This window comes from Mesorhizobium sp. AR02 (genome assembly GCF_024746835.1).
GTDB lineage: Bacteria > Pseudomonadota > Alphaproteobacteria > Rhizobiales > Rhizobiaceae > Mesorhizobium.
In genome coordinates, this window is sequence record NZ_CP080530.1 from 49,765 (window position 1) to 69,900 (window position 20,136).

Annotated in this window: 14 protein-coding genes and 3 pseudogenes; 5 read left to right on the forward strand and 12 right to left on the reverse strand. The window is 58.2% G+C overall.

What is annotated here, in order from left to right; genetic code table 11:
* Positions 1 to 56: 56 nt before the first annotated feature.
* The gene (locus DBIPINDM_RS00230) at positions 57 to 1,520 is read left to right on the forward strand and encodes a CapA family protein (protein ID WP_258580949.1); all 1,464 of its coding nucleotides are present in this window, start codon (positions 57 to 59) and stop codon (positions 1,518 to 1,520) included.
* A 148-nt stretch (positions 1,521 to 1,668) separates the two neighbouring features.
* Here DBIPINDM_RS00230 and DBIPINDM_RS00235 read toward each other — a convergent pair whose 3' ends face one another.
* The 4 genes from DBIPINDM_RS00235 to DBIPINDM_RS00250 all read right to left on the reverse strand — a co-directional run bounded on the left by DBIPINDM_RS00235 (position 1,669) and on the right by DBIPINDM_RS00250 (position 4,902).
* A complete protein-coding gene (locus DBIPINDM_RS00235; protein WP_258580950.1) occupies positions 1,669 to 3,060 on the reverse strand; it encodes a PLP-dependent aminotransferase family protein in 1,392 nt (463 codons plus the stop codon).
* Between the two features lie 40 nt (positions 3,061 to 3,100).
* Entirely contained in the window at positions 3,101 to 3,337 is a 237-nt protein-coding gene (locus DBIPINDM_RS00240; RefSeq protein ID WP_258580951.1) for a hypothetical protein, read from the reverse strand.
* A gap of 87 nt (positions 3,338 to 3,424) precedes the next feature.
* Positions 3,425 to 3,553, reverse strand: coding sequence for a hypothetical protein (locus DBIPINDM_RS00245; protein ID WP_258580952.1), 129 nt, complete (start codon positions 3,551 to 3,553; stop codon positions 3,425 to 3,427).
* Positions 3,554 to 3,714: 161 nt separating this feature from the next.
* Positions 3,715 to 4,902, reverse strand: a complete 1,188-nt coding sequence (locus DBIPINDM_RS00250; RefSeq protein ID WP_258581225.1) for an NAD(P)/FAD-dependent oxidoreductase — start codon at positions 4,900 to 4,902, stop codon at positions 3,715 to 3,717.
* Here DBIPINDM_RS00250 and DBIPINDM_RS00255 point away from each other — a divergent pair.
* The 3 genes and pseudogenes from DBIPINDM_RS00255 to DBIPINDM_RS00265 form a co-directional block, all read left to right on the forward strand.
* Entirely contained in the window at positions 4,831 to 5,055 is a 225-nt protein-coding gene (locus DBIPINDM_RS00255; protein ID WP_258581258.1) for a hypothetical protein, read from the forward strand. The two genes, DBIPINDM_RS00250 and DBIPINDM_RS00255, sit on opposite strands and share 72 nt — an antisense overlap.
* A gap of 567 nt (positions 5,056 to 5,622) precedes the next feature.
* Positions 5,623 to 5,780 (forward strand): annotated as a pseudogene (locus DBIPINDM_RS00260) (aldehyde dehydrogenase family protein); the annotation flags it as partial.
* A gap of 541 nt (positions 5,781 to 6,321) precedes the next feature.
* A pseudogene (locus DBIPINDM_RS00265) lies at positions 6,322 to 6,420 on the forward strand (transposase); the annotation flags it as partial.
* 826 nt (positions 6,421 to 7,246) lie between these two features.
* On the opposite strand, the gene DBIPINDM_RS43500 reads toward DBIPINDM_RS00265, so the two are convergent.
* The 5 genes from DBIPINDM_RS43500 to DBIPINDM_RS00285 all read right to left on the reverse strand — a co-directional run bounded on the left by DBIPINDM_RS43500 (position 7,247) and on the right by DBIPINDM_RS00285 (position 12,101).
* Positions 7,247 to 8,110, reverse strand: coding sequence for a TniQ family protein (locus tag DBIPINDM_RS43500; protein WP_416361688.1), 864 nt, complete (start codon positions 8,108 to 8,110; stop codon positions 7,247 to 7,249).
* The gene (locus tag DBIPINDM_RS00270) at positions 8,107 to 8,988 is read right to left on the reverse strand and encodes a TniB family NTP-binding protein (RefSeq protein ID WP_258580954.1); all 882 of its coding nucleotides are present in this window, start codon (positions 8,986 to 8,988) and stop codon (positions 8,107 to 8,109) included. The genes DBIPINDM_RS43500 and DBIPINDM_RS00270 overlap by 4 nt, the downstream gene beginning before the upstream one ends.
* Before the next feature lie 6 nt (positions 8,989 to 8,994).
* Positions 8,995 to 10,602 carry a Mu transposase C-terminal domain-containing protein gene (locus tag DBIPINDM_RS00275; RefSeq protein WP_258580955.1) on the reverse strand — a complete coding sequence of 536 codons (1,608 nt, stop codon included), beginning with the start codon at positions 10,600 to 10,602 and terminating at the stop codon, positions 8,995 to 8,997.
* A 128-nt stretch (positions 10,603 to 10,730) separates the two neighbouring features.
* Positions 10,731 to 10,976 carry a hypothetical protein gene (locus DBIPINDM_RS00280; protein WP_258580956.1) on the reverse strand — a complete coding sequence of 82 codons (246 nt, stop codon included), beginning with the start codon at positions 10,974 to 10,976 and terminating at the stop codon, positions 10,731 to 10,733.
* A gap of 171 nt (positions 10,977 to 11,147) precedes the next feature.
* Positions 11,148 to 12,101, reverse strand: coding sequence for a hypothetical protein (locus DBIPINDM_RS00285; protein ID WP_258580957.1), 954 nt, complete (start codon positions 12,099 to 12,101; stop codon positions 11,148 to 11,150).
* Positions 12,102 to 12,307: 206 nt separating this feature from the next.
* On the opposite strand from DBIPINDM_RS00285, the pseudogene DBIPINDM_RS00290 reads away from it, so the two are divergent.
* Positions 12,308 to 12,433, forward strand: a pseudogene (locus tag DBIPINDM_RS00290) (IS1595 family transposase); the annotation flags it as partial.
* 97 nt (positions 12,434 to 12,530) lie between these two features.
* Here DBIPINDM_RS00290 and DBIPINDM_RS00295 read toward each other — a convergent pair.
* Genes DBIPINDM_RS00295 through DBIPINDM_RS00305 form a run of 3 tightly spaced genes read right to left on the reverse strand, consistent with a single transcriptional unit; the run spans position 12,531 to position 20,128 of the window.
* Positions 12,531 to 13,301: an HNH endonuclease gene (locus DBIPINDM_RS00295; RefSeq protein ID WP_258580958.1), complete on the reverse strand. Its 771-nt coding sequence runs from the start codon at positions 13,299 to 13,301 to the stop codon at positions 12,531 to 12,533.
* A 10-nt stretch (positions 13,302 to 13,311) separates the two neighbouring features.
* Positions 13,312 to 15,294 (reverse strand): chromosome segregation protein SMC, encoded by a 1,983-nt coding sequence (locus DBIPINDM_RS00300; RefSeq protein WP_258580959.1) that lies wholly within the window; start codon positions 15,292 to 15,294, stop codon positions 13,312 to 13,314.
* The gene (locus tag DBIPINDM_RS00305; protein ID WP_258580960.1) at positions 15,278 to 20,128 is read right to left on the reverse strand and encodes an Eco57I restriction-modification methylase domain-containing protein; all 4,851 of its coding nucleotides are present in this window, start codon (positions 20,126 to 20,128) and stop codon (positions 15,278 to 15,280) included. Before DBIPINDM_RS00305 ends, DBIPINDM_RS00300 begins: the two co-directional genes overlap by 17 nt.
* Positions 20,129 to 20,136: the final 8 nt, after the last annotated feature.

Below are 20,136 nucleotides of genomic sequence, written 5' to 3' on the forward strand. Positions count from 1 at the left end.
CTCGAGTGCACCGGTGACGCGAACTCCATTCCAAATCCAGCAAAAAGAAGAGCAGAATGACCACTGAAGAAAAAACACACGAGGACAATTGCCATCTGACCCAGCAAGAAGGTGGCTATGACACGGTCGGATCGACAGCAACGAACGTTGCGGACGGCTTCACGATGGTTGCAGTGGGCGACCTCATCGTGTCGCGGGCAGTGACTAAATCTCAGGAGACTGGCTTCCGCGCCGTCGTCAAAATCCTTCAAGATGCTGACGTCACTTTTGGCAACCTGGAAGTGAACATCTTCGATATCCGGTCGTTCAATGGATACCCGCAGGCTGAATACGGCGGCGCGTATCACCTCAGCCTGCCTGAGGTCGGGCCCGATTTGAAGGTGATGGGGTTCAACATCGTTGGCCGCGCGAACAACCATACGCTTGACTGGGGCGTTGAAGGAATGCGCGAGACGAGCCGGGTGCTCGATGAGAGCGGTATCGTCCATGCAGGTACGGGCGAGAATCTCGCGCAAGCTGGCGCTGCTCGCTTCTTGGAAACCGCACGCGGTCGCGTGGGGTTGGTGTCGTTGGCTACAACGTTTGCGCCTATGTTTCGTGCATGCGATCCCGCCGGCGAGGCTCCAGGTAGACCCGGACTATACCCGCTTCGTTTGGCGGAAAGCATCGTGGTCCCGTCAGAAATGCTCGAGAGCTTGAGGCAGATACGCGATGCGGTACCAGACTACCCCAGGAGAGACCTTGAGGATCCAAACCGAGTCGTACTTGCTAGAACGACCTACAAGGCTGGCGACAGAGCTGGTTACAGCTACGAAACGAATCCGCGCGATGTCGCTGACGTTCTACGCAACGTCCGCCGGGGCAAGCAGTTCTCCGACTTCTGCATTATTACAAACCACGGCCACGAGCCTGGGAATTGGAGCCAGGAACCGCCTGACTACGAGCAATCCTTTGCGCGTAAAATGCTCGACGCCGGAGCGGACGCATACATCGGTCACGGGCCGCATCTGCTGCGAGGCATCGAAATCTATAGGGGCCGGCCAATCTTCTATAGCCTTGGGAATTTCTTCGAGGATGACCTTGGGACCCCGTGCGGCGCGGACATGTTTGAGGACTACGCTAAGGACCCACGGGTCGACACCGATGCCGAGGTGAAAGTCGCCGAGATGGCAAGTGGATTCACGGACCCAATCTTCTATGACAGCATTGTCACCGTAAGCCGATTTGAGCAGAACCAGCTTACCGAATTGCGACTATATCCGATAGAACTCGGTCACTCGAAAAGGTTTGCCGACCGCGGCATCCCGCACTTGGCCACAGGGTCGCAGGCAAGGGTCATTCTGGAGAGGCTTCAGAAGCTCTCCGAGCCGTTCGGGACCGAAATCGCCATCGAGAGCGATATCGGGGTCATCAGATTGAAGCCCAGTTCGTCGGACGCGGTCGACGCCCACAAACGGTCGGGGCCTTCATCGAAACCATCTACATTCAGCAGCGGCTGCACTCGGCGCTCAACTATTTAACCCCGGAGGAATACGAACATCACATGGAAATGGCCGCATAAGTTCTTAACATGGCGAACTGTCCGCTATTTTCGATGTCCAGGGGTGCACTCCACTTTCCACCCTGAACTGCCCTACGCGTCGGGTACCAAGCGTCAGGCTTTCACCACTAGGCGACTGAGAACACGTTCAGGGGTGGGTGGGCGATGATCTCGTGGAGGGTGTACAGCGCGTTTGATAACTCGGGAAGGTCCTTTGGAGCGCCGAGGCAGACGCGGATACCGCCGGGATCGGCGTCGTCCACCATGGACGCGATGGGGGGCGTGACCAGTATGCCGTGGCCGCGCGCGGCAGAGGCGAAGCCGACCGCCGACCATTCTGGGGGTAATGGCAGCCATCCATAAAACGGGGGGAACTTCAGCCTCTCTACCGTCGGAAAAATGTCGGAAAACACACGATAGCGATCGAGCGCCTGCTGCCTCCGCTCGCGCACCAAGTCGTCCAGCTTGCCGCTTCCTATCAGTCGCACCGCCAGCTCGCTGAGCATGGGAGCCACGAACCAAGACGAGGCGTGCAGGAGAAGTTCGGTCTGCTTGGTTAAGGCCGATGGCACCGTCAGCGTGCCAAGGCGGAACCCCGGTGCGACGCATTTGGAATAGGACGTGATATAGAAGCTGCGGTCGGGAATGAGCTCCGTGAGCGGCACCGGCCGCTCCGGTAAGAAGAAGCCATAGACGTCATCCTCGATGATCGTAAGGTCGAGTTTGTCAGCCAGTTCGGCGATGCGCCGCCGGCGGGCAAGGCTCATGGTGCGAGCCGTGGGGCTCTGCAAGGTCGGCGTGGAATAGAACACCTTCGCGCCAGAAGTCCGGCTGGCTGTTTCCAGAGCGTCAGGATCGGCGCCTTCGTCGTCCATGGCTACGGGGACGAGCGTGAGATGGTTGGCCGCGGCGGTAGCCTTGAAGCCGGAATAGGTGAGGGTATCGACTAGGATGGAATCACCGGGTCGCGCCACCAGACGCAGCGCAATGTCGATCGCATGCTGAGCCCCGTTGCACAAAAACAGGCGCGCGGGGTCTGCATTGAAAGAGCCGTCGGAGACAGAGGCGGCAATGATCTCGCGATGCTCCACGATACCGCCGTGGGGATGGTAGGCCAGGAGGGGCGCGAGGTCACGGATGCGCGCCACTTCAGTCAGCAGTCCCGACAGAATCTCGGTCTCGCGCCCATCAGCCGGCACGTTCAACGCCATGTTCACTGGGCCCCGCGCATCGGTTGCCCCGCCGCGGCCGAGGGTGCGACGGCGCACAAAGGTGCCTTGCCCCACGTGCCCACTGATGATGCCGCGCTGCTCGGCCTCCTTGTAGGCCTTGCTCACGGTGCCGACGGATATGCCGAGCTGCTCGGCCAACTCCCGGTGCGGGGGTAGGCGGGAACCGTCAGTCAACCTGCCCCCGTTGACATCCTGTTCAAGCGCATTCACCAGGGCTAGATAACGTGGCCCCTCGGCTGACAAGTGCTGTGGCAGCCATCCGGAAGACTTCATCCTGTCCAAGCCCATCAGCGGCCCTTCACTTTCCCAGTTCGTTTCAGTTGTGCCGCTATATCTCAAGGTGGCCGACGTATTTCTCACGTACAGGTCTCAATCCATAAATGCTGCCTTCCGCACGTTTCGGGAATAGTGACGACCATGGATTGATCCCGATGACGCCGACCGCAAACTCTTCCAGTACATATCGGTCGAATGCAAGGTACGCCGCGAAATCATCTCCCGCGAGACCATAGGGCAGCGCATTGGCTCGTGCGAGCTCCTGATCCAGATCATCAACAACTTGCACCAGAGCATGCGGACTGAAGGCTTCTAACTGGCTGCGCTCTTATAACAGGGCGCATTTCAAACGCTCATGGGCCGGCGGCGGTGCCCATCACGCGATCGAGCTGCGCGCGGCAGCATGGGCCAGCACCCCAATAGACTGTGAGACGAGCGGTTTCGCCTCCACCACCGGTCTTATGGTCCCCTCCCAGGAGGTCAGGAGCGCGAATTTTTTGTCCATGTTTATGTCCTTCACAGAGTCTGAGATCACATGCCGGTAAGGTGGCGTCCCCTACTCCTCGGATTATATTATGTCATTATAAAAAATGAACCATACAAATATAGGCACATAGGCGCCAAGGCAATAGCATTGATTCCCTGCTTGTTGAACGATTGAATGTCTCACCTGAGCCGATAAGGGGCGCACGACACCCGAGGCACCCGGCACGCGATCAAATCGCAAACCAAGGTAGCAGTCATGGGCGCGCCGCTGATGCCCATATGGCCGTGCCCTGTGGCGAACAGTATGCTGCGATGGCGGGGGTGGCGACCGATGATCGGTAGGCTGTCTGGGGTTGAGGGCCGCACACCCATCCAGCGTTGCGCCATGCTGACAGGCACGCCCGGCAGCATGGCGCGTGCGCAGGCCAGCAGCTTTTCGCTTTGCCCCTCGCTCGGCGGCGCATCGGGGGCATCGAATTCGGCTATGCCCACAATGCGCAATCCCTCTGCGAGCGGCGTGGCAACGAAGGCCGATTCGGCGTCGGTCACGGGACGGCTGATCGCGCCGGAAATGCCGGGCATGGTCAGGTGATAGCCACGCTCGCTGGCCAGCGACAGGGAAATTCCCAGGGAGCGCCCTAGGTCGCGGCTGGCGATGCCGGCTGCAATGACCACCGCACCGCAGGGGTGGGACCCTGTACTTGTTTGGAGCGTTACACCTTCGGTGCCAGGCTCGATAGCCTCGACCCGCGCCTTGCGTATAGCAACGCCCAATGCAGCGGCCCGCTCCATGAGGCCCTCTACCAGCGCTCGAGGTGAGGTCACATGGCCGCTGTCGGGAAAAAAGATCCCGCGCCGGTAGTCGCGGGACAAGCCGGGCTCCAACTCGCGCAGTTCTTCGGCATCGAGCCTCGCAAAGGCAACATCATGCGCGGCCCTCAGCCTGTCCACAAGGCCGTCGAGTGCGCCAGGTGAAGCGCCGCGCCATACATGGAGGGCGCCGTTTGGCCGGAACACCCGTTTCCACTCAGTACCCCCCAGCATGTCCCGATAAAGCGCGGCACAAGGTGCATGGAGAGCGTGCAACGCGGTATAGGCAGCCTCCCAGGCCTCCGGGCGGCCGGTGCGCAGGAAGCGGACGAGCCATGGGAGGTTTCGGGCTAGTTCACGCGGTGCGAGGCGCACCGGGCCGTTCTTATCGGCGAGCCAAAGCAGCGCACGCCACATGACACCGGGATGAGCCATGGGGAAAGACGATCCCGCATTGTATTGGGCGCCGTTGCCCCAAGAGCAGCCATGGCCGATGAGACCCTCCTCGATCAAGGTGACGCGGTGTCCTTCCCGCGCCAGCAAGAGGGCGCAGCTCACGCCGATCAGGCCCCCGCCGATGATGGCAATGGAGCGCGGCTCAGTCATGGCAACGATTTTGCCGACGAACTGCTGGGCCTGAGCCTGGCCAGCGAGTACACCCGAGCGCGTCGCTCCACCGCTGTCCAGAACGTCGCCCCGGCTGACCAGTGACAGCGGCCCCGCGCCCCATCCTCAGCCATGATCCTGCTGGCCAAATGCCTGGCGCCGGTTATTACGTGGACGGGGCATCGCTCCGCTTGGGCGTCGATCTCCTGGATGAGGTTGAATGGCGTGTGGCTCGGCCTCACGTCTTGGCCTGACGACGGGCGAGACCGCCATGATGCTGCGATCGCTCTTGGATTTCCGTCTGCAAGTGGCAGGAGCGGGCAACTGCCATCGCGGCCAAGCTGGCTCAGCGTCTGTTCCATGACCGCGTGATAGACGTCCGACTCGAAGACGGTAAAAGGGGAAGAAACCGCATTTATCCTGTGATGCATTGCAGTATCAGCCGATGATTGGATTATATTAATCTCTTAATGAACTATATCATTCTCCGGAGTCAGCGCAAGGCGAAACTTGCAGTTGAGCCCGAGAGCGAGACGAGACGGTGATTGAACACGCGTCGTCACCGAGTTCATCTATGCGCCCCACCCGGGGTCGCGCGAGCTCGGGTCAAGCGGCGCTGTTTGGTGTTGCCGGATCATCATGGCAATAACTCGGGTGGAGACGCTTTGCTACGTCGTTAACCTGATCTACGCTTCTGAAGGTGATGGGGTGGGCCATGAACTCTCCACAAACCCCAGTGTCCGCAAGATCAGCTTCGCTGGCTCAACCGAGGTTGGACGGCTGCTCATGCGCCAGTGCGCGGACCAGATATCAAGAAGGTCAGCCTCGAGTCAGCTTGCGAGCGAGGCAACCTGATGGCCGCGCTTCGCCCGTTTAGGGACGAAGAACGCATGTGTCGTGTTGCCATCTCACGTAATTTTTTGACAGCGTCGACCTTGCTGTTCCGGCCATGATGTGCGGCGCCGGACTGATGCACACGCGGATTGACGCTGTGACCAGCTTCTGGGGGCGCTTAAAGCGAGCAATGTCGCCGATCGCCCCATTAGCCTCGCTGCCACGGCCAAGTTGACACCGGTAACGGTGAGCAGACGCCTGATCGCTGGAGTTCGCGCACATACCACTCGATAGCGAACCGCTCATCGTCGTGCACTGGCTGGCGCGCTCGCGGACGTTGCACAGATCGGCGTGCGGACACTTCGGGATCAGGTGCCTAACACGAGCTCTCGACTCCATCGTGTGGATCGGCCGGACCGCACCTTCGTGCTCCCCGGTGCCTCCGTCCCGGATGGTCGCGCTATACGCACCATACGCCGCGATCCTGGAAACCGCAGCCGGATATCGGCACCGAGAACCCTCATACCGGTTTCGACCTCAATCGAGGCACTAAACTCGAAACTTCCACGGGCTGTCAGGGCCAGGGGCTATTTCCCCAGCGACGACGCGGCGACCAAGCTGCTCTATGTGATACTTGAACCGATCCGAGCCGCTCGCCGGCACAGAGATTCTCGCTCCGGAGCGTTCCACGAAAACTCGCATCAGTTTACTTTCTGGGTTGGGTGCTATGATGAGGCTTTGGGAAACAAACCTATCCCACATGCCTCAGCTTGGCACCTCGGATTCAGAGAATTGCACACACTGGCGAACTGCTCGGCTCCCCATCATGTGAATCGAATGGTGGTCGCCGATCGCAAGATGATCCGCTACCAGTCCCGTTGTTAAACCCCGTCGCCATTCCTGAGAAAACGCCGGGCAAACGACACCTACCTGTCGTGTTTGTCGAATCCACGACACATTGTTTTCGGCCTGGCTGCCTGTTGCACCCCGGGTCAAGTCATTGAACAAAACTCAGAAAAATATTTCTAAGGCTCCCTCGGCGCAATTGGCATGATTTTTGAGAAGTCCTCTTCGTGAAACGCGACGCGAGGCGGCAGTTCGCCTGGAGGATTCAAATGGTCAGTGATAGCCAGAGCTTCTCGTTGCCCCGCAACAACCAGTTGCCGCGAGGGCAAGCCCTCCGGGTCGATCGCCCATTTTAGGGGCTGCATGATAGCGAGTACATGATCACAATCGGCCCTATCGAACGCTCCCTTAGCCCCGCACCCGTTCCGGTGGGTCTCCCAAGTCAATATTCAAATATTCAAATGAGGAAGCAACGATGATTGCCCAAAGTGCACCAGATGGCGGGGACGAATTTGCGATCTTCAACCATTGTCGCACTGCACTTAAATGTAAGATTGCGCCGAGTTACCGCGACCACTGCACCTAATCATGAGATTCAGGGCCCCTGAGTCTCAATTCACCTGCAGTGCTGAGAGTACAGGCCTGCCCCGATTGCAGCGAATCGCGTGTAGTGGGCGCCAAGCGTTTGACGCTTGAGTTCTGAGACTAACGTGGGCCCTGCTCGATAGACGATTGAGATACCAGCGAGCAGCGCCATGCGAAGTCCGATAGGCAAGATGGGTCTTGCAATCCTAGGTCTTGGGAGACCCCGTTCGGCTACAAGCTCATCGAAACCTTGAACGACGGCGCCAAGGATGGTGGAGTTGCGTATCGATGCCTGATGATGGGAGGGCTTTGGGCATCGTCTGATGAGCAGTAATCGAGCGATATCGATTGGCGATACCCCACCGACAGATGCTCCCCTCAGCGACTCATCGATGAGCTCCTCGCCATGGACGGCATCTACCCAAAGATTCTCGAACGGCGATAAGGTGCTTGTGAAGGCAGATGCTCCCTCCTTCTTATCTTGCTGCCGTTGCCTGCAAACGGGACAGGTTATTCGCCAACCCTCGATCCAGCTTCGCTGTACCGCAGTTGCGGCTCCTCGCAAGCTGTTTTGCTCGGAGCATGCGATGCAGCATTGAATGGCGCGTGGCGCGACGAGCCGCGCTGCCGATTGTGGGAACCCAGACGTGGTCATTGCCAAGATTGTCGAAGATTGGGATCGAAACAGCCTCGCAATGTGAACGGCGGCGGTTGGCCTAAGGTTTGTATCGGCTTGCCACAAAGATGTTGCCTCCGGAATGGCATGGCGAAGCATCGTGAGCGGTGGGACGCCATAGAAATCGGCATGGCGCGTGATCCACGACGACAGGAGCTCATCTGGGACGGGTTTGAGAATGACTGAAAGCGGCCTTGTGCCGCTAAGCTCTCGGATCATGCGTACGCTGTTTCGGCGCTAACTGGCGGGCGCCAACTTTCCACTGCTTCATCGGTTATATGCTCTAAGCCGCTCTCGATCGACTCGGCTGCCAGGCTCGTGACCGCCTGGAAAATGTTTGCAGTGATGCCGCCGCTGATCTGCAGAATTCGGCGTAGAGATTTCGGCGTCAGCACCGTCGGTCGGCGCAGCGGCATATTCCGCAAAATGGACGAAACTAGTGCTTCGAACAGTTCGTTGGCCGCCCACCTATTCAAGGTCAGTTCGCCGAATCGGCGGGCAAGCTGCACGTCGCCACTTATCGCTTCGCGCGCTTCGACTACGCCGAAGCAAACGAGGGAGATCTGAAGCCGATTGCTGAGAAATCGCTGCGTGTTCAGCACGACCCGCTGTTCGCGGTACGAGCCGGCGAGAATGTTATGTACTTCATCGATCACAAGAACGTGGACGCCGACCGTTTTCAGAAGCCGCAACGCCGCTTGCTCCATCTGCACGATGTCGGCTCGGGGTGCCTGTGGCGCGCCAAGTGCAGCCAGGATCCCGGCATATAAACGGCGCTCACCTGGCTTCCCGGTCATCTCGATTGCCAGGACCGGTATCGCCTGTACGCCGGTCGTCGGATCAAAACGGGACGGGTTGTTGTCGCAGAATTTTTCCAGGATCATAGTCTTGCCCATACCACTGTCGCCGTAGATGGCCACCGAGGGCATGCGCGTGCCGCGAGGATGGTCGACCAGCAGGTTGAGACGATCGAGCGCCTGCTTGGCGCGCGGATAAAAAATCCAGCGGCGAGCCTGAATTGCGCGAACTCGCACAATATCAGGCTCGCCTAGGAGGTCTTTGGCCGCCTGCGTCAGGTGGACGTTATCCGTGCTCAAAGGGGCTCAATCCAGATCTTCAACGGAGGGGACAGGTTTGCTTGAATCGACGCCCCGAAGCGAGCCCACTTCATCGTCATCCACATTCGTTTTCGCAAGCCGCAGACGCCCTTGTGTCTTGTGTTTCGCCTCTTCGATCAGTTCGCGCTGCGAAAGCGCGGTACGAACAAGGACGTGCATGTCAATTTCGCGTTTGCCCTGAGCGTTGAGTTTGCGCCGGGCAGCCTGCGCCTCCCACAGCGTAATGGGCGCGAGTGTCACATCGGCATAGCGAGCCTCAACAAAGCTGCCGGAGTGACGCCTAACAAAAACGCGCGACAAATCCCGGGGGTCGTATTTCACAATCAGGCGGCCCTTGTCCCGTCCGATATCGGCGGCCAGGGCGGGAGACCAGTAGCGAATGTTGAAAAGATGGATGCCGGTCGGGCGCAACGTTCTCTCTGCCTCCGGCAGGAAGGAGATCCAGAATTGCATACGATCGTTCGGCAGGCGCAACACCAACTCGCTCTCCTGCTGCCGCCAGACCGCAATCGGTGGCCGACGGAGCGCGCCATGGATAGCATGATGGTATTGCCCAACGATCTCAAGTGCGATGTAGCGCTCAAGCTCTCGAAGCGTCAGTGTCGCATGGCGTTTGGCATCGTACTCGCGCCGTTCCTCGATGTTGCTCGAGGTCGATCCCGGCAGCAGGTGAACAGCGCCCATCTGCGTGCCAATCAACCGTTCGATGTGGCCGCCGAAATGGGGCGTCCCCGGCGGACGCCAATCGATCTGTATGCCGTTGTCCCGGCAAGCACGTTCGAATGCATGACTACGAAAATCCGCGCCGTTGTCGACATGTATCGTTCCCGGCAAACCGGCCACTGGCCACGCTTCATGGATACCCCTCTCCTGCAACCATGGCGTCTTATCGAATACCGAGTGCAGTACGCAGAGGCTTGTTGATAGTCGCGAGGGCGCCTCCATGGTCAAATAGAGGCCCGTCACCATCCGAGAAAAGACGTCCAACGCTAGCGTCAGCCAAGGCCGTCCGAGCGGCAGACGCGTGTCTTCGTCGACTACGAAAACGTCAACTTTGGTGTGATCGATTTGCACAAGCTCAAGCGGCCGCGACGCCGAAAGGGCACCCGGCGTGGCCGTTGTGGCCTTGACGACCTCGCTCTCGCCGCGCTTACGCCCCCTCACCCGCAGATCGACCTCTTCAACACGGGATTTGATGGTGCGCCAGTTTGGTGGAGCAAGGCCGGCCGCTGCGCAGGCGATTTGGACCTGGCGAACCAACTGCGCGAAGGACGGGCGTGTCGGCCTGAGATAAAAGCCTTCAATCGTTCGTCGCACGAGGGCTTCTCGATCCTTGTCGAGGGCGCGATGTCCTTCGCGCCGACCGCGCTTGCGGTCCATCAGTGAACTTACAGTGCCACCTGCTCGAAACAGCTTTATCATCCTGTAGAGAGTGGCCCGGCTGAGGTCCAGTTCCCACGCCAGATCCGCTACAGCCTGCCCGCTCAGACCTTTTGGATAGCGCTCCACGAGCTTGCGGAGTGCCTCTTCGCGCCGGCACGCCTCGTTCCAACGCGCTCGCTCTCCGTAATCATCATTGGTGTCGTCGCCCATGCCGCCTGCGAACAATTCAAGCTAACGTTAGACCGTCTAAATCTCACATTAACTGCAGCGAGCCAAGCGCGAATCTCAAATTAAATACAAATTCTCAATTTAAATACAAGGCTAAGGGCTTGATATCATTAGGCGAGAGGTCTCACCTTTAAATGCAGCGGGACATTGGGAGGATCCTCGAGCGTCACCTTGTCGACCGGTTCGCCCAGTTGCTTGTCGAAGTCGTAGTCCAGAACTCTTTGAAGTTGCAGAGTACGACGTAACGGGGCCGATCGGGAACAGCCGCGATCCAATAATCGAATCGTCCTGTACAACGGATTGGCGCGCGACTTGGCGAAACGCAAGAAATCCGCGACGTCCACGATATGAGCCATGCAGACTATCGATGTGCTGTCGCTGATGCCCCGTCGGGCAACTTCCCTCTCTCGCAATCAGCGCCGAGCCTGCACAGCTCGGGGTGACCCCGCGGTGGTTCAGCAGGCGCCATATATCGATGGCGGGAAGGGGGACATCGGCGTGGGACTAGCCTCCGCCAAACGCGCGGCCTAAGTGCGAGTGGCGGGCATCGATACATTAATGCTGATGCCATCGCTGAAACCTAGAACAACGGCATTCCCGTCGAGATCGAGCCAAGGCGGCCCAGCCAACATTGTAGGTTTCTTGGGACCCCGCCGAAGAACAAGAACCGGTCCCGCCAGACGCTGCCGCTGATCCAGGGGAACGGTGTCGACCAAAGTGGCAATTTGCGCCGCAGCTTCCGCGACGCTCCCTTTATCGCGCGGCATAGCATACTCAGAATTCGCCCTGGTCTTGATGGCTTCGGCCAGTTCATCTCTCGACATTGGCTCCGAGGAGCTGCGGACAATGTCAATCATGGCCGCGATTAGGGCCGTGCCGATCGACGTCAAACTGTCGTGGCGAGCTAGGCCTGGGAGCATTCTTTCGCCGATGCTGCTATCATCGAACGGCGCAACGAGTCGGACCAGTTCCCCATAGTCGCCGTCCCAAACACCCGCGTTTAGAAAATCGCCCTCGGCATGAAAGCCTTCCCAAACCTTTGGCTCGAAATGATCCTTTCCCATTCGAAACCGGGGATGGGCCAGCAATTTGGCCTTCAGGGCATCCCATGATTGGATGTCCATATGCAACGTGTCGACCGTTCCGACGTAGGTCCAATGGTCGCTGGGAAGCATGATGGCTGCCTCGGTGACGCCGTTTGCGTAGTTATCCCAAAACGCAATCCAAAGGTGATACATTAACTCTCGTTCGAACGGTGTCCCGACAGCTCCGATCCCAAGCGCGCAAACATCATTCAATGTGACGACGGTGTTTTGCACGGTCCGAATCGCTTCTCCGAGAGCTAGGGGTTCTTGAGGTTTATGCTTCGAACGATTGTAAAGGTCGCGCATTGCATGCAGCGGTGGCACGCGATCCCCATGAAGTGACGTCGACTTAAATTGTTCGATCAGCGTGAAGAAGTTGTCCGTGCGTGACGACATGGGAAGGCAACCGACCGCAAGAATGTTTCGATTCGGGATCCCAAAGGATCTATCACTGAGGACACATCTGCCCTGGCATAGGGACCATAGCCAATGCGTCGTAGGCGATCGAGCGCCGCGTCTAACGCTTCAACAATTTCATCCCCTCTAGTCAACTGTCCTCCCTTGGCACTCTGGCGTGTCGCATACTGCGCTAACAATCTCGCCTGTGGTCGCGCGTGCCGCCTGCGCTGCAATTGACATATGTTTTTCGCACAGCCACGGGTCGTCAGATGCGCCGAAGCCCGTATGGCGGCATCATCATCAAATCAGCCGTAGCTGTCTTTGGTTGATAAAGGCCGCGTACGCGGCTTCCCTTTATCGGCCCAAATCCGATCGCGACGACAGTATTTCAGACAAGACAAATGAATACTAACATCAACTGCTAGTTTACACCGCTGAAGCAAATAGATTTCGACGGTGCCAACTGAGATTTTCATAATGGCTAATTCCCACCTGACGAAGTACCAGGCTGCTATTGATATTCATCGCCCGTCGATCGCTTTCGGTTAGATTATCTGAGATCAATATCTCTCCGTTGTCTTTGAACGCTATCAAACCTGCGTCAAAAGCAGCATCCAAGTGAGCGGCCAGCAGCAGCCCATTGTAGACGTCCAAACGCTCCGCGTCCGTCTCGCATTGCGCCCACGGCTTTATATGACTGGCACGAAGGAGGCGTGGCTCGGATACGCCCGTCACAGCGCAGACACCGCCCCAATATGCAAACAATGCATCGCGAAAGATATTCTGGCCGACACGTTGAATCACGAGACGTTCAATCTCAGTCGTTCGAGGTAGATTGCGAGTCTCCGCCTCGAACACGCGCAATGGTTCGATGGGCAGTGCGCGTGCCAATTGCCATATCTCGCGTACCAATCGATGCAGTGGCATCGTATCTGAGACACTGAACGCTGCGAAACCTAACGGCTGAGAATTGTTGAGTCCTTGCCACCTTTCCCATCGCGTATGTAAGTCGGTGGCAACACCGGCATGGTTGACCGCAACCACATATTCTCCGTCCGCACAGGTCAGGCGTATTGAAGCTGGGGCGCCCAGGCTATCATAGCAGACCCAGTTGCCCTCATCTGCCCGTCGGAGGCCGAAGCCCTCATCTACGGCGGCCTTATCGAGGCGGATGCGTTCGAGTTGAGATAGCGACATGAACTCCCCCTCACAAATCACGACGTAGGAGGCGTTCTGTGCCTGGCGATCCCCGAAGCGTCAGGCGAATCCAAGGTTCAACAGCCAAATCCTCGGGTGGGCGCGTAGTCGTCGTTACAATGTACTGAAACTGGGGTGCCTCGCCGAATGCTTCGATCTCCGTCACCAACCGAAACAGCCGATGGTAGATGCTTAGCCCCAAGTCGGCTTCGCGTGGGCTGTCGTGAACGAGAAACGCGGGAACACGCGTTGAACCCTCAATGCTCAGGCACAATATGGCTAGATCGAAGGCCAACACCTTTAGTGAATCGATTGCCGCGGTCGATCGATCTCCACCCATATTCACATTGGGCTCAAGCCCATTGCCACTCAGCGCAACGTGTCCCTTGGCGTCGGCTCCCACTAGGCGCCGGACAATAGGATCAAATTTCTCGCTTATCCGACCGAAAACGCGAGCCTGCTTGTCGCGGAAAACGCCCAGTAGACTTCTTTCTGTCTCAAGCTTCGAAACGACCTCCCGCAACGCCTTCGTCGCGTTTTCCTGTGCGCCAAACAACTCCGCAAAACGCTCGACATCATCGGCAAGCCGCTGGGCAGCGTACCAAGCTCCTTCACGGGTGTCGCGGGCCTGCTCAAGAGCCGCGACGCGGTCGCCCAATTGATCCGCGTGCTGTTTGGCCAGAGCAAGCTTCTGTAATGTTTGCGTTTGCTCAGATCGCAACCCGACAAGCTTCTCTGTCTCATCATCGAAACTCTTCTTGCGCTGCTCCCAGCGCTGCACACATGCCTCTAGGTCGGGAAGCTTATGGGAAAGCCCGCAGCCTTCGGCCAACGTGCGGTCGATAGGCACCTCGCAAATCGGACAAACGGGACTCTCCGCCTCACTCCTAGAGAAAGAAATTCCTGGCAACTCGCCCTGAATCTGACTGTGAAGCTTCTCTACGAGCGGTATTGTGGCCTGGATACGGATGCGTTCTCCATCCAGGCGCGTCCACTCTGCCTGAGCTTTTTCGTGTTCCTGTCGAGCGATTTCGACACCGGCCCCAGGCTGACCTTGGGGAAGTTTTGCCGCCGTTGCGAGGTGATCTTGAGCTTTCTTGCGCATTTGCTCGATGGCAAACGGGCCTGCGGTCACCTCCTCAACGGTTAAGCCGAGAGCCACAGTCAGCCGGTTCTGGCTTCTCTCAATTTCCCAACGGCGGTGGCCGATCTCCTGATCCATTGTTCGACGCCGATCGTCGAGGCTGGCCACTTCAGAACGTTTGGCGTGTTCCTCCGGCGTGATCGCGACAACAAAGGCGCGGAGTGCATCAAGTTTCTCCGTTTGCGTCATACCTCGCACCGGCGAGTCGGAGTCCGACACAGTGGAGCGCCAATCCAACACGTCGTCGAACCGGCACTCTTGGTCTCGCGTTAGCCACGCCAACGCAATCGGCCAACTTTGGCGGTCGGAATGCTGCCCCGAAATAAGTGCCGCCAGCCCTGTGGTCAGAATGCCCTGCTCGATCGCGTCGAGAAAAGGCTCTAGCCCGGTCGAGATCCCTTCTCCTGCCGCGATTTCGTCGAGATCGCCACCGGCCACGGCCATGTGGCGACGACGAATTCCCAGCGGTCGGACAATGGCCCAGCATATCCCGTCCAACATGATCTCTGCGCCTACGATTCCGTTCAGGAATGCGGCGCCAACGCGTGCGCGCTGGTTTTCGGATGCATAACGATCCTCCCCGAGACAATATCGTAGAAGCCGGCAGAACAGCGTCTTCCCACTGCCATGTCCAATCGCGCCGGCCGGCGACTCCGAAGAGAGCGCATCGCCGCTGTCGGGGGACCAGATGATGTTGAGCCCCGGACGAAACGCAATGTCCCGAATTTTTTCTCCACCGGGCTCATCCCATATGGCCAGACGTTTGACCCAGAGGCGAGGACCATTCTGCCCTTGCGAGGGCTGCACTGAAAGTGACGGAGGTTCAAGAAGCTCAGGCTGCCTCGGCATCAACCCACCCCCTGATTTCCTCTGGCATGGCCGAGACCAAAGTGTCCGTAGAGATCTGCGACAGCACGCCCATCACCAATCGAGCGCGTCCATCCGGCCAACCCGCGGTATTGATTAGGCCGAGGCCTGGGCCAGGTGCCCATGTGCCGATCGTCAGGTTTTCGACCAACCGTCCGTTGCCACGATGAGCTATTACGGCCGCGCCCCAATTCCGATCGACCCGCGGTACAAATGACGTGGCATTGCCCGTGAGTGGAGCTGCTTCTGCGCCGACGAGCCGCTGCCACTGAACTATCTGACTAGCGTCCAGGTGGGGCAGCAGCAGTCGCGGTTCGAGTCCTAATATAGCCGCAAGGCGCACCTGACGCGCTGGCAATGGTCCATTCATGGTCTTGAGGATTGCCGCAAGCATGGCGCCGGCATCGCCAGGTCCAGCTGGCAGCGGACGTGCCCACGCGCCGTCTCGGAGCATCGATGGCGCGACACTTTGAGCGCGCACCTCGATAGGCGTTGTGCCGATATTAGTGGCGGCAAGCCGATCCCATGCGGCAAGAACCAACTTCCCAGTGCGATATTCGTGGTAACGGGCCTGTTCTTTGTTCTTCAGCACACGGAACGTCTCAGAGGGGTAATCTGGCCCCTTTGAGTCTGTGGGGTCGAGGATGTAGCGCAACTCGTCGCGGCTCAGCCCATATTTTCTCGCAAAGCAGGCATCGAGTTCGGCGCGGAGCACCGCACGCCGAACCTCATCCCATGCGTAGGGTGCGCCGTAATAGCCGAGGTCCTCCGCCCAAAGACGCATGGCATGGCTAGTATAACTTAGCTCTAGTACACGCGGCACAATGAAGGCGAGATCAGAAGGAAGAAAAGTCGAGGGCGGAGGCACTGGGAATTGCTCTATGAAATAGAAACTTAAGTTTGTACCTCCAACCTTCTGTCTTGCAGCGAAGTCGGCAACGAGCGATGAGAATAGACCTATGAAGGCTGCGGAGTGCTGGGCACTGACATCCGCGCAGGTCCACAGAAAGACACTATCGCCGATACCCACTTTAGGGAGCACGCTGGCAATCAAAGTTCTCTCGTCGGTAGTCCTCGCGTTTCTGCGCCAACCCATCAGCCAGCGAGGCTGCTTTTGTTCGATAAGGGAATTGGCCAAATTGAGCGGGTCGCCAGACTCGCCGATTAGAAGATTGATATCATCAGCAACAAGCGGCGTTTCTCGCTGCATTATCGCGCCTGTCGCGCGCGTTTTGCTATCGAGCAGGAAACGGTCAGGCGATGTGCCGAGCACCGACCGCCATGGATGATTCCCATTAAAGATGCGGGTAAGATCGCCCTCCCGCATTACGCGCCCCTCACAAGCAAAAAAGCCGACAAGCCATTCAGCGAGACTCTTGAGGACACGTTCGGCGGAGTCCTCACGCACGGCCCGCTTCAAGCTTGCGGGCACGCGCGCGGCCCGCATGGCCAGTTCAGACTCTGGCACCCAATAGCGAGGCGAAGGTTCGAAGGCTGGGCTTTGCTTTTCCGACAGGACACTGTCACGAGCCCCGTCGTCATCGTCGGATGATCCTGTATCAAATGTCGCCCAGCGGTGATCAAAATGATGGACCATCTTAGCTTCGAACAGCGGGACGCGGCGCTCGAAGCCGTTGTCGGTCCCACGGAGCCAATCGGCCCCCTCACGCGTCCAGCTCTCAGCTTCCAGTTGTTCTTGAGTGCGGAACAAGCCAGAAGTGCCGGACATATGGAACATCGTTTGGAACTTAATGCCCCAGGGATTCACGGCGCCGCCATCTTCTTGGGGGCGCTCCTCGATTAGCACCGGGACATCCGCGTATAGCTTGGCCGTAAGCTCCGCATCCGCACGCGAACGGAACACGGGTGCCGTCAGGGTGTTCGGATTAATTCGGGCTATCTCGGTTGCTGTCAGATCGAACCGGCGCTCCGGGTTCTTTAAGTCATCAATTGTATCTATGTCGAAGCAGAATTCAGCTGGGGAATCCGCCTGCCCCATACATAGAATGCAAAAAGCTTTTCGATCATCAGTTGCTTTGAACCATCTCCGGATCTCGTAAAAGCTATACAACTTGCGGATAAATTTTCGGGATATTAGGTCCCCAAAGAAGCCAGATGTTGAGCTGTCAGTCGCAATCCCGGTGGGTATTATGACGCCGGCACGACCTTCTAATTTTGTCAGTCTGGCGAAATGCTCCGCAAACAGCGCGTAGGTATTTACGTCTCCTTTCGCAGTCAACGGGTAGCGCCCGGAGCTACGGACAAATTCGCTCGCCGCCTCAGCAGTGCGTTTGGCAAATTGAAATTCTGTCCATAGTCGCCCGTCGGGGCTGTCTAGTTCGGCTTTCTCCAGCTCTTTGATCAGTTTTGCCCGTTCGGCTTTGTTGGCAGCCGTGGCGATCTTCGGCGAACGCGTAGCGAAAAACTCTTGTTCTTGAAGTTTGATCCGCTCCCAAGGGGGATTACCGATCACGACGTCAAAGCCACCGGAGTCAAATATACGAGGGAATTCGATATGCCAGTGAAAGGCTGCAACCGCATCGGACGTTCTCTTGGCTCCCTCAAGCAGGTTCAGCGGAACCGCATTCCCACCAGCAGCTTTCCACACATGCTCCGTCAGCGGCATTTTTGAATCGTCGACGCCGGGAACCGCGTGAGGTGCCGGCTTCGGGGAAAAGAATGCCGCCGTATACAAATAGGCGGAAACATAAAGATCGCTCGAGGACTTGAGGCGAACCCATTCATCCTGTTTGCGGATATCGCCAAAACTGCGGGTCTTCTCGCTTACTTGCTCTAGTGTCTCCTGTGGCATCTCCGCCAACAGACAATCCGCGCGCGTGAGACTAGCTGGCGGTCGCAATTCAGCGAGAAAACCTGTCGCACCTTTCCCGTCACGCTGCTGCTTGTTGTAGCGGGCATATGTCTTTGCCATCTCCTTGTCGTCGCCAGTGAGCGGCTTGTACGCTTCATCAGGAATTCCGCGCTCCAGCATCGAACGGTCGAAAACGCCGATTAGACTATCGCCGCAACGGATTTGAGCATCAAGGAAGGTCAGCGGCTTTCCGGGTTCGAGCGCCTCGATCCACATCGCGACCTTGCAGAGCTCAACCGCCATGGGATTGCGATCAACGCCGTAGATGCAATGCGAGACAACTTCGCGCAAAGCATGCTGGAACTCCGTCTGGCTGGGTGCGCCAGGACTTCTCAGCTTGGCGATCCTTGCTGCAGCGCGGCGCGCAGCGCCAAGAAGAAAGTGTCCGGAGCCGCAAGCAGGGTCAATAATCGAGAGCTTCAGGATTTCGCCTGCCGGATCATCCCCGCCCCGCGCCTCGGCGGCGTCCAGTATTGGATCGAGCGTCGAATCGAGAAGCAGCTTTACCAGCGGATCGGGCGTGTAATAACTGCCCGATATCTTGCGAGCGTTGCCCTTGGTCTCATCACCTTCTGCGAACTCGAAAGTGCGCGTGTCTGCGCTGGCGAGCGGAGTAAGTTCCAGAAGACTCTCGTAGACCGAACCCAGTTCCTCGGTCTCCATGTCGCGCCAATTGACTCGCGTTAGCGGCTGACACAAGGGGCGTAACCAGGCGAGCCGCCATACCGCTGCCAGAAAGCGCCGGTTCTCGATCCGGGCTCCATCGAGGTTCGCAACCACGCCGCCAGCGAATAGTCCCCCGAGTGCAGGTAGGCCAAGCCTTGCCTCACCGCGGGAAAGAGCCGTGAACGTCACCTTCAAGCCTTCCCACGTATCGACGTGGCGATCCCAAGCGACCCGTCGCATGCAGCGCTCCCGCAGCCGACCGAGCGAATAGCCTTCCACATAGAATCGTTTGGCTTCGCGGGTTGCGTCGGGGGTATGGAGCAGGTCCCGATCTTCCGCCGCAAACAGGAAAATCAGACGGTAGACAAGGCGCAGGAGCTCCTCGAAGAAGCTCTGCCGGGTTAGCGATCCGTCACGCAGCGCTTGCCGGAGCAAGTCATTCTGCGGATTTTCGATGAAGCCTTTGCCGAGTTCGAGCAAAGCCGCTTCGACGCCTTGACGAAGTTTGTCACGAGCCGCCACGCCCTCGATCCGTCCACGGTCGCGCCAGCGCTCCAAGGAGCAGTCTACAACGGCGGTTTGGTTGATTCCGAAACGGCTCTGATGGATCAGCATCCACAGTGCAGAGAAATCCGGAAACAGCCCTTCCGAGAAGATTTTTGCGAAGTTCGCCTCAATCCAAGCCGGGCGCGTGAGGCTGATATTGTCCCGCAGGAGGCGCAGGCTGACGCCGTCGCTGGCCAGCCCCCAGCAGGCGTCCTCCATAGAATTGAGATATTCTTGGAGAAGTAGCGTCGCGGATCGCCGTCTTGATCCGTCACCGAGCTGGACAAAGCTCTCCTCTAACCCAGAGCGTCGAGCCCCATCGATCGGAGCAGGCGCGATCACGATCGGTACGCGACCATTCAGCGCCACATGCCGAACCGGAAACTCCCGCTCACCGACCAAAGTGGTCGCTTGTGGCTTGATTGAATCGAACCCGAAGCACTGACGGAGCAATTCCAGGACAAACCGTTCTGAGGCCCCGACGCTCTGACTTTTAGCGGCAGTAAAGCGAGACCACAGCGCTTCGCCTATCCGGTAGTAACGAGCAACCTCGTCACGGAGCTTGAGCCCCACCGGTATTCCATAGCCGTCATCAGACTGATCGTTCGCATCGAAAGCAGCAATGCGACCCAACATGTCAGGCGTCAGAAGCGCACCGACGACTTCTATTCCGGCGAACTCATGCCGTGGGGCACGACGGGACTGGTGAGTGCGGGTGATTTTACGAGCCATCATCCGTC

Coding starts and splice junctions, on each gene's coding strand:
- DBIPINDM_RS00285 (WP_258580957.1), bottom strand. CDS start 12,101: ATGTCGTCACGCACGGACAACTTCTTCACGCTGATCGAACAATTTAAG.
- DBIPINDM_RS00235 (WP_258580950.1), bottom strand. CDS start 3,060: ATGGGCTTGGACAGGATGAAGTCTTCCGGATGGCTGCCACAGCACTTG.
- DBIPINDM_RS00295 (WP_258580958.1), bottom strand. CDS start 13,301: ATGTCGCTATCTCAACTCGAACGCATCCGCCTCGATAAGGCCGCCGTA.
- DBIPINDM_RS00280 (WP_258580956.1), bottom strand. CDS start 10,976: ATGGCTCATATCGTGGACGTCGCGGATTTCTTGCGTTTCGCCAAGTCG.
- DBIPINDM_RS00300 (WP_258580959.1), bottom strand. CDS start 15,294: ATGCCGAGGCAGCCTGAGCTTCTTGAACCTCCGTCACTTTCAGTGCAG.
- DBIPINDM_RS00245 (WP_258580952.1), bottom strand. CDS start 3,553: ATGGACAAAAAATTCGCGCTCCTGACCTCCTGGGAGGGGACCATAAGA.
- DBIPINDM_RS00275 (WP_258580955.1), bottom strand. CDS start 10,602: ATGGGCGACGACACCAATGATGATTACGGAGAGCGAGCGCGTTGGAAC.
- DBIPINDM_RS00255 (WP_258581258.1), top strand. CDS start 4,831: ATGGCCGATGAGACCCTCCTCGATCAAGGTGACGCGGTGTCCTTCCCG.
- DBIPINDM_RS43500 (WP_416361688.1), bottom strand. CDS start 8,110: ATGATCCGAGAGCTTAGCGGCACAAGGCCGCTTTCAGTCATTCTCAAA.
- DBIPINDM_RS00305 (WP_258580960.1), bottom strand. CDS start 20,128: ATGGCTCGTAAAATCACCCGCACTCACCAGTCCCGTCGTGCCCCACGG.
- DBIPINDM_RS00230 (WP_258580949.1), top strand. CDS start 57: ATGACCACTGAAGAAAAAACACACGAGGACAATTGCCATCTGACCCAG.